This window comes from Saccharopolyspora sp. MMCC62, assembly GCF_057736575.1.
In genome coordinates this window covers 51,950-68,147 of sequence record NZ_JBYKCM010000012.1, presented here as the reverse complement: position 1 = coordinate 68,147, position 16,198 = coordinate 51,950, and the positions used below count along the sequence as shown (strand labels likewise).

16 protein-coding genes are annotated in these 16,198 nt (G+C 71.2%); 13 read left to right on the top strand and 3 right to left on the bottom strand.

Going from position 1 to position 16,198, the window contains the following annotated elements:
- Positions 1 to 54: 54 nt before the first annotated feature.
- From AC29IT_RS24825 to AC29IT_RS24815, 3 genes are all read left to right on the top strand, one after another.
- Positions 55 to 999 (top strand): acyl-CoA desaturase, encoded by a 945-nt coding sequence (locus tag AC29IT_RS24825; protein ID WP_488220284.1) that lies wholly within the window; start codon positions 55 to 57, stop codon positions 997 to 999.
- A gap of 287 nt (positions 1,000 to 1,286) precedes the next feature.
- On the top strand, positions 1,287 to 1,847 hold the full coding sequence (ssuE, locus tag AC29IT_RS24820) for an NADPH-dependent FMN reductase (RefSeq protein WP_488220283.1): 561 nt from the start codon (positions 1,287 to 1,289) through the stop codon (positions 1,845 to 1,847).
- 91 nt (positions 1,848 to 1,938) lie between these two features.
- Positions 1,939 to 3,576: an ABC-F family ATP-binding cassette domain-containing protein gene (locus tag AC29IT_RS24815; protein WP_358436833.1), complete on the top strand. Its 1,638-nt coding sequence runs from the start codon at positions 1,939 to 1,941 to the stop codon at positions 3,574 to 3,576.
- 277 nt (positions 3,577 to 3,853) lie between these two features.
- Here the strand turns inward: AC29IT_RS24815 and AC29IT_RS24810 are convergent, their stop codons facing one another.
- A complete protein-coding gene (locus AC29IT_RS24810) occupies positions 3,854 to 4,465 on the bottom strand; it encodes a TetR/AcrR family transcriptional regulator (protein ID WP_358436831.1) in 612 nt (203 codons plus the stop codon).
- A gap of 193 nt (positions 4,466 to 4,658) precedes the next feature.
- Here AC29IT_RS24810 and AC29IT_RS24805 point away from each other — a divergent pair, with 193 nt between their 5' ends.
- The 7 genes from AC29IT_RS24805 (at position 4,659) to AC29IT_RS24775 (ending at position 11,010) form a co-directional block, all read left to right on the top strand.
- Positions 4,659 to 5,261: an NADPH-dependent F420 reductase gene (locus tag AC29IT_RS24805; RefSeq protein ID WP_358436828.1), complete on the top strand. Its 603-nt coding sequence runs from the start codon at positions 4,659 to 4,661 to the stop codon at positions 5,259 to 5,261.
- A 19-nt stretch (positions 5,262 to 5,280) separates the two neighbouring features.
- Positions 5,281 to 6,276 carry a zinc-binding dehydrogenase gene (locus AC29IT_RS24800; RefSeq protein ID WP_488220282.1) on the top strand — a complete coding sequence of 332 codons (996 nt, stop codon included), beginning with the start codon at positions 5,281 to 5,283 and terminating at the stop codon, positions 6,274 to 6,276.
- A gap of 75 nt (positions 6,277 to 6,351) precedes the next feature.
- Positions 6,352 to 7,260 carry an SDR family oxidoreductase gene (locus tag AC29IT_RS24795; RefSeq protein WP_488220281.1) on the top strand — a complete coding sequence of 303 codons (909 nt, stop codon included), beginning with the start codon at positions 6,352 to 6,354 and terminating at the stop codon, positions 7,258 to 7,260.
- 289 nt (positions 7,261 to 7,549) lie between these two features.
- Complete coding sequence (locus AC29IT_RS24790) at positions 7,550 to 8,692, top strand: LLM class flavin-dependent oxidoreductase (RefSeq protein WP_358436821.1); 1,143 nt, start codon at positions 7,550 to 7,552, stop codon at positions 8,690 to 8,692.
- Between the two features lie 299 nt (positions 8,693 to 8,991).
- Positions 8,992 to 9,228 (top strand): hypothetical protein, encoded by a 237-nt coding sequence (locus AC29IT_RS24785; RefSeq protein ID WP_488220280.1) that lies wholly within the window; start codon positions 8,992 to 8,994, stop codon positions 9,226 to 9,228.
- A 744-nt stretch (positions 9,229 to 9,972) separates the two neighbouring features.
- On the top strand, positions 9,973 to 10,809 hold the full coding sequence (locus AC29IT_RS24780; RefSeq protein WP_488220279.1) for a helix-turn-helix domain-containing protein: 837 nt from the start codon (positions 9,973 to 9,975) through the stop codon (positions 10,807 to 10,809).
- Positions 10,810 to 10,818: 9 nt separating this feature from the next.
- Positions 10,819 to 11,010 (top strand): DUF397 domain-containing protein, encoded by a 192-nt coding sequence (locus AC29IT_RS24775; RefSeq protein ID WP_488220278.1) that lies wholly within the window; start codon positions 10,819 to 10,821, stop codon positions 11,008 to 11,010.
- 4 nt (positions 11,011 to 11,014) lie between these two features.
- Here AC29IT_RS24775 and AC29IT_RS24770 read toward each other — a convergent pair whose 3' ends face one another.
- Both AC29IT_RS24770 and AC29IT_RS24765 read right to left on the bottom strand, forming a co-directional pair.
- Positions 11,015 to 12,340 (bottom strand): MFS transporter, encoded by a 1,326-nt coding sequence (locus AC29IT_RS24770; protein WP_488220277.1) that lies wholly within the window; start codon positions 12,338 to 12,340, stop codon positions 11,015 to 11,017.
- Between the two features lie 61 nt (positions 12,341 to 12,401).
- Complete coding sequence (locus AC29IT_RS24765; protein WP_358436915.1) at positions 12,402 to 12,479, bottom strand: putative leader peptide; 78 nt, start codon at positions 12,477 to 12,479, stop codon at positions 12,402 to 12,404.
- A gap of 376 nt (positions 12,480 to 12,855) precedes the next feature.
- On the opposite strand from AC29IT_RS24765, the gene AC29IT_RS24760 reads away from it, so the two are divergent.
- The 3 genes from AC29IT_RS24760 to AC29IT_RS24750 all read left to right on the top strand — a co-directional run bounded on the left by AC29IT_RS24760 (position 12,856) and on the right by AC29IT_RS24750 (position 15,860).
- A complete protein-coding gene (locus AC29IT_RS24760) occupies positions 12,856 to 13,635 on the top strand; it encodes a DddA-like double-stranded DNA deaminase toxin (RefSeq protein WP_488220276.1) in 780 nt (259 codons plus the stop codon).
- Positions 13,632 to 14,030 (top strand): Imm1 family immunity protein, encoded by a 399-nt coding sequence (locus AC29IT_RS24755; RefSeq protein WP_488220275.1) that lies wholly within the window; start codon positions 13,632 to 13,634, stop codon positions 14,028 to 14,030. Before AC29IT_RS24760 ends, AC29IT_RS24755 begins: the two co-directional genes overlap by 4 nt.
- Positions 14,031 to 14,507: 477 nt before the next feature.
- Positions 14,508 to 15,860 (top strand): MFS transporter, encoded by a 1,353-nt coding sequence (locus AC29IT_RS24750; protein ID WP_488220274.1) that lies wholly within the window; start codon positions 14,508 to 14,510, stop codon positions 15,858 to 15,860.
- Positions 15,861 to 16,198: the final 338 nt, after the last annotated feature.

Below are 16,198 nucleotides of genomic sequence, written 5' to 3'. Positions count from 1 at the left end.
CTGGAATGTGGAGCGCACGGTCCCAGCTCCCGCCAGATTCGAGGTTCTCGCGCGATGGTCACCACCGAATCCACCGCAGGCAAGGAACGGGCGCCGCTGCTGGCCGGGCGTCGGGGGTGGGCGCCGCAGCTGTCGGTCTACGTGTTCATCCTGCTGCCGTTCCTGGCGTTGCTGGCCGCGGTGCCGCTGGCGTGGGGGTGGGGCCTGAGCTGGTGGGACGTGGGGTTGGCCGCGGGTTTCTACGTGTTCACGATCCTCGGGGTGACGGTGGGTTTCCACCGGTACTTCACGCACGGCGCGTTCCGCGCGAAGCGCTGGTTGCGGGTGGCGCTGGCGGTGGCGGGCAGCATGTCGGTGCAGGGTCCGGTGATGCACTGGGTGGCGGATCACCGCAGGCACCACGCGTTCTCGGACCGGGAGGGCGATCCGCATTCGCCGTGGGCGTTCGGCACGTCACCGCTGGCGTTGGCGCGCGGGTTCTGGCACGCGCACATGGGGTGGCTCTTCGAACGGGACCTGACGAACCGCGAGCGGTTCGCGCCGGACCTGATGGCGGATCGGGACATCGTGCTGGTGCACCGGCTGTTCGGGCCGTTGACGGTGTTGACGTTGCTGCTGCCCGCGGTGCTGGGTGGCGCGGTGACGGGCACGTGGTGGGGCGCGTGGACGGCGTTCTTCTGGGCGGGCCTGGTGCGTGTGGCGTTCCTGCACCACGTGACGTGGTCGGTGAACTCGATCTGCCACTTGATCGGGGAGCGGCCGTTCAAGAGCCGGGACAAGGCGGCGAACTTCTGGCCGCTGGCGTTGCTGAGCATGGGTGAGTCGTGGCACAACCTGCACCACGCCGACCCGACGTGCGCGCGGCACGGCGTGCGGCGCGGGCAGATCGACGTGTCGGCCCGGGTGATCTGGTTGTTCGAGCGCTTCGGCTGGGCGTCGCACGTGAAGTGGCCGACGCCGCGGCGGCTGGACCGCCTGAGCCGGGGCGCGGCGGACTGACGCGCCGCCGGGAGGGATTCCCGGTTCCGCGAGTTGGGATTCGCGTCCCGTCTGGTTGACACCCCGTTCGCGCCGGTGTTGCGATGGTTCCGTGCTCCCGGACCTGACCGCCCTCCCGGCGTCGTTGACCGAGCGCCGCCACGTGGATCTGCTGCGCGTCGCGGCGCAGGGGTGTCGTTCCCGCCGCCGGACCGGCGCCTCCGCAGCTCACTGATCATTCCACTGTGGACTGCCCCGGTCCGTTTCCCCGCCTCGGATCATCGGCCACCCCCGTGAGGAGAACGCGCGTGTCCACCGTCCTGGTCATTTCCGGTAGCCCTTCGAAGACCTCCAAGACCGAACGCGTCGCCGAGCACCTGGCCCGCAGGCTCACCGCCTCCGGCCGCCGCGCCGAGCACCTGCGGCTGCGCACCCTGCCCGCCGAAGCGCTGCTGGGTGCGGACACGAGCGACGCCGAGATCGCCGACGCGGTGGCGAAGGTCGGGCGCACCGACGGCATCGTGCTCGCCACGCCCACCTACAAGGCCGCCTACTCGGGGCTGTTGAAGGTGTTCCTGGACCTGCTGCCGCAGTTCGGGTTCACCGGCAAGGCGGTGCTGCCGCTGGCCACCGGCGGCAGCTTGGCGCACGTGCTGGCGCTGGACTACGGGCTGCGCCCGGTGGTGAGTTCGCTGGGTGCGCGGCACGTGGTGCAGAGCTTCTTCCTCATCGACAAGCACCTGACCGTCACCGGCGAGGACCTGGCGATCCACGAGGACAGCTCGGCTCCGCTGGCCGACGTGCTGGAACAGTTCGAGAAGGCCCTGGACGGGATTCCGCACGGCACGGTCCTCGGCCGGACCGCGTAGTCCCGCGCGGCGGGGCCCGGCGGCACGGGAACGAGGTCGCGGGGACGAGGGCGCGGACCCGCGGTGAGCGGGGATTAGGATCGCAGTCCTTATGAGCGCCACACTCGTCGCGAAGGGGCTCGCCGCAGGTCACGGCGAGCGCGTCCTGTTCTCCGGCCTGGATCTGGTCGTCGCTCCCGGCGACGTGGTGGGCCTGGTCGGGGTGAACGGCGCGGGCAAGTCGACGTTGCTGCGGATGCTCGCCGGCCTGGTGCCCGCGACGGACGGTTCGGTGCGGTTGAGCCCGCCGACCGCGACGATCGGCTACCTGCCGCAGGAACCGGACCGGATTCCGGGCGAGTCGGTGCAGGCGTTCCTCGCCCGGCGCACGGGTGTGGCGGCGGCGCAGCGGGAACTGGACGCGGCGACGGAAGCGCTCACCGAGGGCGCGGCGGGTTCGGACGATGCGTACAGCACGGCGCTGGACCGCTGGCTGGCGCTCGGTGGCGCTGACCTGGCCGAACGCGCCGAGGACGTCGTCGCGGAGATCGGGCTGGACACGGCGTTGGAACAGCCGATGACGAGCCTGTCCGGCGGGCAGGCGGCGCGCGCCGGCATGGCTTCGCTGCTGCTGAGCCGCTACGACGTGTTCCTGCTCGACGAGCCGACGAACGACCTGGACCTGGGCGGCCTGGAGCGGCTGGAGCGCTTCGTCGCCGAGCTGCGCGCGGGAACGGTGCTGGTCAGCCACGACCGCGAGTTCCTGGCGCGCACCGTGACCAGGGTGGTCGAGCTGGACCTGGCGCAGCAGCAGGTGCGGTCGTTCGGCGGCGGCTACGCGGCCTACCTGGAGGAGCGGGAGGTCGCGCGCAGGCACGCCCGCGAGCAGTACGACGAGTACGCCGACACCCGCGCCGCGCTGGAATCCCGGGCCCGCTCGCAGCGCTCGTGGATGGAGAAGGGCGTGAAGAACGCCCGCCGAAAGGCGTCCGACAACGACAAGGTGGGCCGCAAGTTCCGCAGCGAGGCCACCGAGAAGCAGGCGGCGAAGGCACGGCAGACCGAGCGCATGATCGAACGCCTCGACGTGGTGGAGGAGCCGCGCAAGGAGTGGGAGCTGCGGATGAGCATCGCCGCCGCGCCCCGCTCCGGTTCGGTGGTGGCGACCCTGCACGGCGCGGTGCTGCGCCGCGGCCCGTGGGCGCTGGGGCCGGTGGACCTGCAGGTCGACTGGGCGGACCGGGTGGCGATCACCGGCGCGAACGGCGCCGGGAAGTCGACGTTGCTGGCCGCGCTGCTGGGCAGGCTCGCCCCGGACGAGGGCCGCGCCGCGCTGGGCTCCGGCGTGGTGGTCGGCGAGGTCGATCAGGCGCGCGGGTTGTTCTTCGGTGCGGAGGCGCTGCTGGACGCGTTCGCCGCGCAGGTGCCGGACTGGCCGACCGCCGAGGTCCGCACGCTGCTGGCGAAGTTCGGGCTGCTCGCGGTGCACGTGCTGCGCCCCGCGCACACCTTGTCGCCGGGGGAGCGGACGCGGGCGGCGCTGGCGCTGCTGCAGGCGCGCGGGGTGAACCTGCTGGTGCTGGACGAGCCGACGAACCACCTGGACCTGCCTGCGATCGAGCAGCTGGAGTCGGCGCTGGCGTCGTACTCCGGCACCCTGCTGCTGGTGACGCACGACCGCCGGATGCTGGACGCGGTGCACGTGACGCGGCGGTTGCAGGTTGACGATGGTCGAGTCGTGGAGCTCTGAGGTGGCGGAACCGCACTGCCTGCCTTCGCCCCCGGTTTGCGGGGCGCTCGGGTAGCGGAACCTCAGCGGTTCCCTCGCTGCCCGCTTGCCCGGTGTGGCTGCGATTTCTCATGTACCGGTCCGTACACAGCGAAATCGCTGTCCTCGCGAGGGAACCGCTGAGAACCCGCGGGTGGTCCGGTTGCTTCGGTGGTCGTCGGCTCAGCGGCTTCACCGCTGACAGGGAACCGACAAGGTCTGCTGCGCGAGATCAAAGACGCCTTCGGTGGCCTAGCACTCAGTTCGCGGTGAGGCGGGCGCGGTTGGCCTTGAGGACCTCTTCGGACAGTTCGGGGTCGGCCGCGGCGACGGCGCGGGAGACCACCAGTGCGCCGACCAGCTGGCAGAACAGGGCGACCGCCTGCTCGCGGGATTCCGCCGGGTCCGGTTCGGTGCCCTCCTGGTGCGCGGCTTCGCGGACCATGTCGGTGATGGTGTCGAAGTAGCCCGCGAGCCCGCGCTGGTACTGGGCTTGGGCCGCGCAGCCGTGGCGTCCGGCGTCGGCGGCGAGGGCTGCCGAGGCGCAGCCGGTTTCCGGGTGGTCGCGGTGGTCGGCGGTCAGGTACTGCTCGACCACCGCGTCCAGGGCGGCGCGGGCCGCACCGGGATGGGACTCGCGGACGGCGTCGAGCGCGGCCAGTGAGTCGGTGAAGCCGCGGTTGAAGACCTCGAGCGCGAGGTCCTCTTTCGAGGAGAAGTGGTTGTAGAACGCCCCGTGCGTCATCCCGGCGGCCTTCATCAGTTCGTCGATGCCGATCCCGTCGATGCCGCGCAGTCGGAAGCCTTCGCCCGCCGCGCCGACGATCCGTTCGCGGTTGAGCTTCTTCTGCTCCTGCGTGATGCGTGGCACCTGGGCCTCCTCGGCGCGCGGGGCCCGTGTCGCGCGGCCCCGGTCGGCATGTCGCCTGGTCGATGATACCCGTCATCAAAACGAGCGCGGCGCGCCTTGACAAGTATTGATGTGGGTCATCATCATTAATTTTGATGGCGGTCGTCATCAAAAATTGGCGGGGCCGAGCGCCCCACGCGCTCCGGGAGGACTCGTGCACTTCGGAACCATCGGCGCCGGCGCCATCGGGCAGGCCATCGCCGGTCACCTCGTCGCGGCTGGCCATCGCGTCGTCCTCAGCAACGGCCGCGGCCCGGACTCGCTGAGCGAGGTCGTGCAGCGGCTGGGCCCGTCGGCCACCGCGGGCACCGTCGCGGAAGCGGCCGCGGCCGACGTGGTGTTCCTCGCCGTGCGGTGGTCGGACATCCCCGCCGCGCTGGCGAACCTGCCCGCGTGGAACGGCCGGATCCTGGTCGACACGACCAACCAGCTGACCGGGGTGACGCCCGCGGACCTCGTCGACCTCGGCTCGGACACCGGCAGCGAGTTCGTCGCCCGGCACGCGCCGGGCGCGCGGGTGGTCAAGGCGTTCAACACGCTGTTCGCCGAGCACATCGCCCCCGATCCCCGGCACGCGGAAGGCCGCCGCCTGCTCTTCTACGCCGGGGACGACGCGGCCGCGAAAGCCGACTTCCACGCGATCGCGGACGAGATCGGGTTCGCGCCGGTGGACGTCGGGGCGCTGCGCGAAGGCGGCCGGCTGATGCAGGTCGGCGGCGGCCCGCTGTCCGCGCTGCACGCCCTCAAGCAGGACTGAGCGCAGGGAAGGACGGCAGATGAAAGCACTCGCCTACCAGCAGGCCCACCCGCTGGACGCGTTCGCGATGGAGCTGGTCGACGTCGCCGAACCGCGGCTGCGCGACGCGGACCTGCTCGTGGAGGTCCGGGCCGTCGGGATCAACCCGGGCGAGGCCGGCGTCCGGCGGACCCGCAGCGCCGAACCCGGTGGACGGCTCGTCCTGGGCTGGGAGTTCGCCGGGGTCGTTCGAGCCGTGGGACCGGCCGCCGCGGGCTTCGCGGTCGGCGACCGCGTCATGGGCACCGGGGACATGGCGCGGGACGGCACCTGGGCGGAACGGGTCGCGGTGGACCACCGGGTGGTGGCGCCGATCCCGGACGAGCTGGCCTTCGCCGACGCCGCGTCGCTGCCCATCGGCGGCCTCACGGCGTGGGAAGCGCTGTTCCGCGAGCACGACGGCTTGGCCGCGGGGATCGACCGCGTGCTGATCGTCGGCGGTGCGGGCGGGGTGGGCACCCTGGCGACCCGGCTGCTGAAGACCAGGACGCCCGCGCTGGTCGCGACCACGGCCTCGCGCCCGGCATCGCGCGAGTGGTGCACGGCGATGGGGGCGGACCTCGTCGTCGACCACACCGGGGACGTGCCCGCCCAGCTCCGCGCCGCCGGGATCGACCGGGTCGACCTGGTGCTGTCCACCGCGGGCACCGCGGGCAACCTCGGCTGGATCGCGGAGGTGCTGCGGCCGTTCGGCCACCTCGCCGCCGTCGATCTGACCGGCCCGCTCGACCCGATGCCGCTCGCGGCCAAGTCCCTGTCGCTGCACACCGAGATGGTGTTCAGCCGGATCACGGCCGGAGTCGACGTCGACCGCCAGGGCCGGATCCTCGCCGAGCTGGCGCGGGACGTCGTCGCGGGCCGGTTGCGCCCCATCGCCACGACGGTGCTGGACGGCCTCGGCGCGGACGTGATGCGGCGGGCCCACGAACTGGTCGAGAGCGCGCGGACGGTCGGGAAGACCGTGATCCGGTTCTGAGCTCGGTCCGCGCCGAACGAACACCGCCGAACGATCACCACCGAAACGATCACCACCGAACGGGAGACGAGAACGATGGGAAAGTTGATGGTGACCGGCGCGACCGGTCATCTCGGTCGGGCCGTCCTGCACCAGCTGCTGCGCAGGCAGCCCGCGGACCGGCTGCTCGGGCTCGCCCGCGAACCGTCCCGCGCCGCGGACCTGGCCGAGCGGGGCATCGAGGTGCGCCGCGGCGACTACTTCGACCACGGATCGCTCGTGCGGGCCTTCGCCGGGGTGGAACGGTTGCTGCTGGTCTCGGCCGTCGCCCTCACCGACCGGAACGCGCAGCACTTCAACGCGATCGCCGCGGCGAAGCAGGCCGGGGTCGAGCACGTGGTCTTCACGGCCGTTCAGCGCGCCGAAGGCTCGGAGGTCCGGCAGCCCGGTGTCACGGACTCGGACGTCTTCGCCGAACAGGCGTTGCAGGCCTCGGGGTTGACCTGGACGGTCCTGCGGCAGCCGATCTTCCTCGACGTGCTGGGCACGAACCTGGGCGCCGACCCCTACCGGAACGGGGTGCGGGTGCCCGACGGCGCGGGCGCGGTGGCGCCGGCGCTGCGGCGCGACCTGGCGGCGGCGAGCGCGGCGGTGCTCACCGAGGACGGCCACGAGAACACGACCTACACGCTCAGCGGCAGCGAATCCGGTTCGTTCCGCGAGATCGCCGCCGCGCTGAGCGAGATCCACCGCGCGCCCGTGCCGCACGTGCCCGTCGCGCCGGAGGACTACGTCGACGGCTTGATCGCCGAGCTGGGCGTGCCCCGCTCCCTCGCCGAGTTCATGGCGGAGTGGACGGCGGCGATCAACCGCGGCGAGTTCGGGGCGAACACCGGGGATCTGGAACGCCTCATCGGCTACCGGCCGACCGGCTACCGCGAGTTCTTCGCCCGGCACTACCCGCTCGTCGTCCCGGACGCGGCGCAGCAGGCGGTCGCGGACTAGTGCCCGCCGCGGGCGGAAGCCGTCGCCGTGCTCGGCGGCTTCCGCTCCCGGTGACCGGAAGGTGGCATGAGGGAGGACTCATTGACAGCGCACAGGGCCTTTGCTCGGATGGAAAAGTGATTCCGCCGCTGCTGACCCGACGCCGACACGTGGATTTCGTGCGCGTCGCGGCGCAGCGCTGTCGCGGCTGACGCCACTGCCCCGCGCGCGGGGTTCCGCTCCGTCGCGGGCGGTTCCTGCCGCAGCGCGTCCTGGACGTCCTCCTTCGCACCCATCTCGGAGAAGCCCGATGCCGCTCACGTTCCACTGGTTCCTGCCCACCTACGGCGACAGCCGCTACCTCGTCGGCGGTGGTCACGGGGTGAAGACCTCCACGGCGGGCGGGGCCCGCCCGGCGACGCTGGCGTACCTGGGGCAGATCGCGCGCAGCGCCGAGCAGCTGGGCTTCGAGGGCGCGTTGACGCCGACCGGCGCGTGGTGCGAGGACGCCTGGCTGTCCACGGCGATGCTCGCCGAGGTCACCGAGCGGTTGAAGTTCCTCGTCGCGTTCCGCCCCGGCCTGCTGTCGCCGACGCTGGGCGCGCAGATGGCCGCGACCTACCAGCGGCACTCCGGCGGCAGGCTGCTGTTGAACGTGGTCACCGGTGGGGAGAGCCACGAGCAGCGCGCCTACGGCGACTTCCTGGACAAGGAGGGCCGCTACGCGCGCGGCGACGAGTTCCTGCACGTGGTGCGCGCGTTGTGGCGCGGCGAGCGGGTGGACTTCAGCGGTGAGCACGTGCGGGTGGAGGGCGCGGAGCTGACCCGCACGCCGGATCCGGTGCCGGACATCTACTTCGGCGGTTCCTCGCCCGCGGCGGGCGCGGTGGCCGCGAAGCACTCGGACGTGTACCTGACGTGGGGCGAGCCGCCCGCGAAGGTCGCGGAGAAGATCGCCTGGATCACGTCGCTCGCCGCCGAGCAGGGCCGCACGCCGCGCTTCGGCATCCGGCTGCACGTGATCAGCCGGGACACCTCGGAGCAGGCGTGGGCGGAGGCGCGGCGGCTGCTGGACGCGCTGGACCCGGCGACGATCGAGCAGGTGCAGCAGGGCCTGTCCCGCAGCGAATCGGAAGGCCAGCGGCGGATGCTGGAACTGCACGGCGGCAAGTCCGACGACCTGGAGATCTACCCGAACCTGTGGGCCGGGGTGGGGCTGGTGCGCGGCGGCGCGGGCACCGCCCTGGTCGGCAGCCACGAAGAGGTCGCGGCGCGGATCGAGGAGTACGCGGCGCTGGGCCTGGACGAGTTCGTGCTCTCCGGGCACCCGCACCTGGAGGAGGCGTACTGGTTCGGCGAAGGCGTGTTGCCGATCCTGGAGCGCAAGGGCCTGTGGCGGCATCCGGGCGCGCCGGAACCCGTTGCGGCGCAGGCGATCCCGTTCGCGGAGTGACCTCCTGCGCCGGGTGGCTCGATCCGCCGAGTGATCCGGTTCGCCGAGTGATCCGGTTCGTCGGGTGACCTGGTTCGCCGAGCGACTCGGTACGCAGGATGGGCCGATTCCACCGGGTGGGCCGATGTCGCCAGGTGATCCGATACGCCGGATGGGCCGATTTCGCCGGTCGATCCGGACCCGCACGGCAGATCCGGCGCTGCTGCGGATTGGTACCGGACGTTCCTCCGTACGGTCCGAACATCGGGCGCGCGGAGGTGTTCCCCGCGGACTCGCCCGCTCGTGCTGGGGAGGACACCATGGGGTTGCTGCACGCCTACTACATGTCGAAGCTCGTGTCGGAAGCGAGGCGGGATTACGAGGCGGGGGAGCTCGTGTACGTCGCCGGTTTCGACGTGAACCTCCGGCGGACGTCGATGCGGCAGGTGCGTCGCGAGATCGAGCGGATCAAGAAGGCACTCGAACCGATCGGCCGGCAGCTGGCCGACGTCGAGCAGTTCTTCGCGTCCGTCGAGCTCTCCTTCGTCCGGAAGTAGCCCGGAACCCGGCGACCGCACCGCTGATCGGCCGAACGGCCCGCCCGCTCCTGCCGGGTGAGCGGGCCGTCGACCCGGAGTGGGCGAGAGCCCGCCGCCGGAGCCGCTCGGGGCGGTGCGGCGCAGCGGCGGCGGGTCCGCCCGCCCGGCCCCGTCGGGGAAGGTGGACCGGGCGGAGTCCCGGCTCGCTCGGGGGAGGCGGGGGAGTGCCGCGAGCCGGGAAGTGGGTCAGGCGACGAGCATCGGCAGCGTCCCTACCGCGGAGGGGCAGAGCGCCCGCCCCAGGTGCCCCGGGTTCGGCCGGGCGCGGCGCAGGTGCGCCGGACCCTCGACCCGGTGTCCGCAGAGGCAGCGCAGCGCTCGTCCAGGAGCCCGCCGGAGACGATGCCATCGTCCGTCGGCCGGTCCGCACGCCCAGCAGGCGCCGGTCTCGCCGATGATCCGGAGCGGGAGGCCGCGCGGCGGGACTTCGACTCCCGCGCACAGTCCAGGCAGGACGCCGCACAGCGGATCGCACGTCCGCTGATCGGCAGGCCGCACCGCGTCCGCCGCGTCGTGCCCGCTTCGGCCTCGTGGACCACGCCGTCGGGCGTGGTGGATGAGTACCAGCTCACCCATGCCCACCTCCTCGCACTCTTGGTAGTGGCTCGTACACTCGCTGTTGTCGATCAGGATGTGTAGCACGCTAACTCTGAGCAGCTACATGTGGCGATTCCCTGGAAGTGTGAACGTGAGGTTGGTGTGATGGCAGGCGCTCGGCAGCTTCGGCTCGGCCAGATCCTCAGAGATCTGCGGATCAAGGCGGGCTTCGATCAGCAGGCGGCGGCGGATCGCGTCGGGCGGAATCGATCGAGCGTCGGACATTGGGAATCCGCGCGTTCCCGGCCCGGGCAGAGTGATCTGGACGTACTGCTGACGTTCTACGGCGTCGATGACGCGATGCGGGAGCGCATCCAGCAACTCCGCGCGGATAGCGGGAAGGATGGATGGTGGACGCTTTACCAGCTGCCTGCCTGGTTCACGCCGTACGTCGGATTCGAGGCAGATGCCATCGAGGGCTTCAACTTCGAGACCAACGTGGTCCCCGGGTTGCTCCAAACTCGGGCGTACGCGCGAGCAATCCACGAGTCGGGGCGGATGTCGTTGGACCAGGCCAGCATCGATGAATGGGTTGAGGCGCGAGTGCAGCGGCAGGAGCGGCTTGCCGAGGAACATCCACTGGTTCTCAACGTGGTCATCGCCGAGGAAGCGTTCCACCGCGTCATCGGTGGTCGGGCTGTGATGGAGGAGCAGATTCGCGCGCTCAGCGATGCTTCCGAACGCTCGAACATCGATTTGCGGGTGATTCCGCTGGAAGCCGGTGGGCACCCGGCTTTGCCGGGTGGCTTCATGTTGCTCCGGTTCGAGCAGCATGCCGATGTCGTGTTCGTCGACACCGCGTTGAGCGGTCACATCGTCGACAACCCGGCCGAGACGGCCGAATTCGGCAGGGTGTTCTCAGTCCTCCAGAACATCGCATTGTCCGCAGCCGAAACGAGGACGCTGCTCGCTACACTCGCTGCGAAGTTCTCCGAGGTGTGAGGGGCACGAATGTCCGAGTTCCGGTGGAAGACGTCCTCACGTTCGACGCAGGGTGGTCAGTGTGTGCAGACCGCAGGTCGGCGCGGCGCTGCCTTGATCAGGGATTCCAAGCTGGGCGAGTGCTCGCCCGTGCTGAGCGTGGCGCCTGCCGCGTTCGACCGGTTCGTGGCCGCGGTCAAGCTGGGCAGGTTCCAGCGCTGAGCGACTACCGCCCGGTGGTGAAGTGGAGGTCTTCGCGGCGGAGCAGCAGGGTCGCGGTGGCTCCGATCACGCCCGTGGCGACCAGGTAGCCGCACGCCAGCCACGGCGCGCCGCCGCCCGCCGCGAGCAGCGCCGTCACGATCAGCGGGGTCAGGCCGGACGCGTAGATCCCGGAGAACTGGTAGATGAACGACATGCCGGTGTAGCGCAGCCGCACCGGTGACAGCTGGGCGTAGAACGTGCCCTGCGGCGCGTAGATCACCGAGTGCACCACGCCCAGCACCAGCACGATCACCACGCCGGTCAGCAGCGGGCTGCGCAGCTGGAACGCCAGGAACGCCGGGTACACCGACAGCGCGAACAGCGCCGAGCCGAGCGCGTACAGCAGCCGCGGGGAACGCCGGTCGCCGATCCGCCCCACGACGGGGATCAGCACGGCCAGCACCAGCGCCGCCGCCATCACGCCGATGAGCGCGTCGTTGCGCGGCACGCCGAGCGTGCCGGTCGCGTAGGTCAGGAAGAACACCGCCCAGGTGTTGAACGCAGCGCCCTCCGAGTACCGCGACAGCAGGCCCAGCACCGTGTTGCGGCGGGTCGCCCGGTCCCGGAACAGCTCCAGGAACGGCACCCGCGCGGTGCCCTGCAGCTCCCGCATCTGCTGGAACGCGGGCGTCTCCGCCACCCGCAGCCGGATCACCAGGCCGACCAGCACCAGCACCAGGCTCAGCCCGAACGCGATCCGCCAGCCGTAGCCGAGGAACTGCTCGTCGTCGAGCACGTTGCCCAGCAGCGCGAACAACCCGGTGCCCAGGCCGAGGCCGAGCGCGAGGCCCACCTGCGGCCAGGAACCGTAGGACGAGCGCTTGCCGGGTGGCGCGTACTCGACGGCCATCAGCACCGCCCCGGCCCACTCGCCGCCGATCGCCAGGCCCTGGAACAGCCGCAGCAGCACCAGCAGCAGCGGCGCCCACATGCCCACCTGCTCGTAGGTCGGCAGCGCGCCCATCGCCGCCGTGGCCAGCCCCATCACGACCATCGTGGTGACGAGGGTGCGCTTGCGGCCGATCCGGTCGCCGATGTGGCCGAACAGGATGCCGCCCAGCGGCCGGGCCACGAACCCGACGAAGAAGGTGGTGAACGCCAGCATCGTGCCGACGGTCGGATCGGCGGTCGGGAAGAACAGCTTGTCGAACACCAGGCTGGCGGCGGTGCTGTAGAGGAAGAAGTCGTACCACTCGACGGTCGTGCCGATGAGGCTCGACGTGATGACGGTGCGGACGTTCCTCGCCGACGAGCCGTGCTCGGCCGGCTCGGTCAGGGCGGTGGTCATGCTCGGAGGACTCCTGGCTGCGGCGGGGTGCGGCGCGCGGGCGCGGCCGGTGCGGGGACGGTCAGGAGTCGGGACAGCCCGCGGACGCCACCCGCAGCAGGTCCACGTGGTGGCGCGAGGTGAGCAGGGCCGGTCGCACGCGACGACGCTAGGAACGGCCGCGACCGCTGTCAACGCGCGGGCGCCGACACCCGCCCCGCTCCCGGATGCTGGGACACCGTCGTATCGGGTTCCTGCGTCGGCATGTTCGACGAGGTGATCGCCATCCGATGGCGGAATGATGGATCAGGCCGATATCGCCACCCGAGCACGTGGGACACGCACGTGATCGCACAGCAGGTCGTGTCACGCGGTGATCGAGCACGACGGTGAGACCCCGGTGCTCCGCGCCCCGGCGACAACTTCCCGGGAAGGGAGAGGACCTGCCGTTCGGCGAGGTCGGCAGGTCGCGGAAATGTCGTAGGGGGCTGGCACTCTGCCGTTCGTCGTTGTCGCCGACAGTAGGGGCCGGCCTGGTGAGCGCATTCGAGGAGGTTGAGAAAGGGCTACACGCGGCCGCGGGAAAGACCGAGGAAGGCAGGAAGCATCTTCGGGTGGCTATCGAGCGGCAGGCGGAGGCCGCTTCGGCTTTGTTCGTGATCGCGCAGACTTCCCAGGATTCGGAGATGCAGGCTGCGCTCGCTCGGCAGAGCGTCGTCGCCGACGCCCTGCGTCGGGTGTTCGCGGCGTTGGGCCAGGTCGTCGTGGCGATCGGCGAGTACCGGGTCGGCGTCGGCGGCGAACCCGCAACGCCGAGCAGAGTCCCCGACGCCACTTCGTCGTCGGCCGCCCCGACTCGGGCGAGAACGATCACGAACTCCCACGGCGATCAGTACCCGCCCGAAGCCGCCGGGCTCGTCGAGAACTTGCCGCCGCGGGTTGAACCAGGTGCCAAGCAGCGCACCAAGGGGCGAGCCAAGATCGGCGACAAGACGGTCCCGATCAGCTCGGGGGAGGATCCGCACTGGGTGGCACTGATCCGCGATCGACTCGATGCGATCAACGTGCAGACGGATCAGCTCGAACACCACGTGGAGATCAAGGTGGCTGCGATGATGGCCGAGTGGAAGGTCCCGAACGCTGAGGTCGCCATCAACCACACCCCGTGCGGGTACGAGCGGCAGAAGCGATTCCAGGACGTCTGCCACAAGGTTCTGCCCAAGTTCCTGCCGCCGGGGTATAGCGTCACCGTCTACGGCACAACGCGGGACAACGAGCCGTTCCAGTGGAACTACCGAGGGCAGGAGCAGGGATGACCAGCAGCGCTGTGGAGGAGCTGCTCGAAGACGGCGGCACGCAGGTCTCGGACCTCGAAGAGACTCCGGAAGAGGTCGTCGAGGTGTTGCGGCGCGCGGATCATGAGCGCACGCAGCAGATGTGGTCGTTCTACACCGACATCGACAACACCACCGCGCCGACTCTGAAAGTCGGGCTCAACGGTGAGCGCGGTGCGCTGATCTACTGGGATGGGAAGACGGCTCACCTCCCGGCCGATGGTTCGAACCCGGAACCGGCGGACTACTGGTGGGCCGACCACCACGCTCCGTTCCCGAGGTTTTCGGAGATCCCGGCCGAAGACGCGCTTCAGGTGACCCGCGAGTTCCTGCGGACCGGTCAGCGGCCGACCTGCATCGAGTGGGCTGCTCGGTAGGCACGACGACACCAACCTCCGTTCCATCCGGGATTCGTCCCGAACCGGTGCGGCGGTCTGTCGTGTTCGGTGGCGGCCTTCCGTCCACGTGGTGGCGCGAGGTGAGCAGGGCCGGTCGCACGCGACGACGCTAGGAACGGCCGCGACCGCTGTCAACGCGCCGGCGCCGACACCCGCCCCGCTCCCGGATGCTGGGACACCGCGGCGGGTCCCGAACGGCGGACGCCCCGTCGGGCCAGCGGATCGGGGCGGATGCCGGTCCCGGATGGTCTCGTCGAACCACGTTTCGTCCATTGTGGATGGTCACTGTGGCGGATTCCACGCTTTCGGGCGCTAACTTCTCGCGCTCGGCCGACGACGATGAGTGCGGAACCGGAAAAAGCGCGGAAGGGGCACGACGTGGCAGGCGACCGACCGGAGAGTCGGCAATCGGACGACCGTGATCGCAGTGGCGGGGCACCGCCACCGATCACCCGAGTGGCCGCCACCTCGGCGAACCCGGGCAGCACCCCACCGCCGTCCCGATCAGCGGGAAGCGGGACGCGGCAGGCATGGCTGATCTGGGGCGCCGCCGTGCTCACCTACCTCGCCGCCGTGTTCCACCGCGGGACGCTCGGCGTCGCAGGCCCCCTGGCCATCGACCGGTTCGAGGTCGGGCCCGCCGCGCTGAGCGCCTTCACCGTGCTGCAGGTCGGGATCTACGCCGCCATGCAGATCCCCACCGGGCTCCTGGTGGACCGGTTCGGCTCCCGCCGCGTGCTCACCGCCGCCGTGCTGCTGCTCGGCTGCGGGCAGCTGCTGTTCGCGCTCGCCACCTCCTACCCGATGGGGCTGCTGGCGCGCGGCGTCCTCGGCGTCGGTGACGCGCTGACCTGGGTGAGCATCCTGCGGCTCGTGGCCACCCGGTTCTCCGCCCGCCAGTACGCGCTGGTCGCCACCCTGTCCGCCGCGGCGGGCGCGCTCGGCGGCGTCGCCGCGACGTTCCCGCTCACCGCGCTGCTCGGCTCGCTCGGCTGGACTTGGACGTTCCTGCTCGTCGGCGCGATCACCGCCGCCTACGCGGGCGTGACGACCGGGGTGGTACGCGACGTGCCAGGCACCACCTCCGGTGCCGAGGACGTCGGCGCCATCCTGCGGAAGGTGCGGTCCGCCTGGTCGATCCCCGGCACCCGGCTCGCGTTCTGGGCGCACTTCGGCACCATGTTCGTGCCCAACGCGCTGAGCCTGCTGTGGGGCTACCCGTACCTGGTCGAAGGCGTCGGCGTGCCGCCCGCCACCGCGAGCGTCGTGCTCAGCCTGCTGATCATCGGGCAGGTCGCGGGCGGGCCGCTCGTCGGCGCGATCATCGGGCGGTTCCCGGCGTGCCGGATGCCGATCGTGCTCGGCTACCTCGCGGCCAACGGGCTGACCTGGGTGGTGCTGCTGAGCTTCGCGCGGCCGCCGCTGGCCGTGGTGTGCGGCGCGTTCCTCGTGTTCGCGATGGGCGGGCCCGTTTCCAGCGTGGCGTTCGCGCTGGTGCGCGACTACAACCCGATCAGCCAGGTCGGCACCGCCACCGGCATCGCCAACGTCGGCGGGCACAGCGCCACCGCGCTCAGCGTGCTCGCCGTCGGCCTGGTGCTGCAGCTGGCCGGCGGCGGCTACCGGGTGGCGCTGCTCGCGCTCGTCGCCGTGCTGCTGCTGAGCGCGTTCCGCACCGCCGTGTGGTGGCGCCGGGTGCGCGCCGCCGTGCTCACCGCGCAGGACCGCGGCGACCAGGTGCCGGTGGTGCTGCGCCGCCGCCGCTGGGACCTCCAGGACGACCCGGCCCCGGTGATCGCGACGCGCTGAGCACGGCGGTCGAACGGCCCACCTGGCCAGCCGGACGGGGGGCGCCCACCTTGCTGATCGTCGCAGGTGGGTGGCCCGTTCGACCGGCTCTGCGGGTGGGCGGTTCACGTTGCCGATCCTTTTCAGGTCGGGCGCCCGTTCGACGGACTTCGCGGTTCACGTTGCCGGTCCTTTCCGGCGGGGCGCCCGTTCGACCGGCCGCGGTTCACCTTGCCGGTCGTTTTCAGATGGGGCGCCCGCTCGACCGGCCGAGCGGCTCACGCTGCCGGTCGTGTCCGCTGGGGCGCCCGTGCGACCGGCCGCGCGGGTGGGCCGTTCACCCTGCGCGGCGGTTCCAG